Origin of the sequence: Paenibacillus sp. 598K, assembly GCF_003851045.1 — a bacterium.
In the GTDB taxonomy this organism is placed as follows: Bacteria; Bacillota; Bacilli; order Paenibacillales; family Paenibacillaceae; genus Paenibacillus_D.
In genome coordinates, this window is record NZ_BFBX01000300.1 from 638 (window position 1) to 993 (window position 356).

Sequence of the window (356 nt, forward strand, 5' to 3'; positions counted from 1 at the left end):
ATCGCCTCCTCCAGCGTCGCTACGCGGGCGATCGACAGCACCGGCGCGAAGATCTCGTCGCGCCAGATCTTCATCTCGCTCGTCACCTCGTCGAAGATCGTCGGTCCGACGAAGTAGCCTTCGCCCGCTGTCGCCGCATCCACACGGCCGTCGCGGATCAGGCTCGCACCCTCCTGCTCTCCGCTCGCGATGTAGCCGAGCGTGCGCTCCTTGTGCGGGCCCCGGATGACCGGCCCGAGGAAGACGCCCTCGTCCATGCCGTTGCCAATGACGATCCGGTCGGCCGCCTCCTTGAGCTTGGCGATTAGTGGCTCGGCGACTTCGCCTACCGCGACGACGACGGCGCACGCCATGCA

1 protein-coding gene is annotated in these 356 nt (G+C 67.4%); it reads right to left on the reverse strand.

Going from position 1 to position 356, the window contains the following annotated elements:
- Nucleotides 1-356, reverse strand: a 356-nt coding sequence (locus PA598K_RS38580) for an aldehyde dehydrogenase family protein (RefSeq protein ID WP_260405771.1), incomplete at both ends; no start/stop codon positions are given.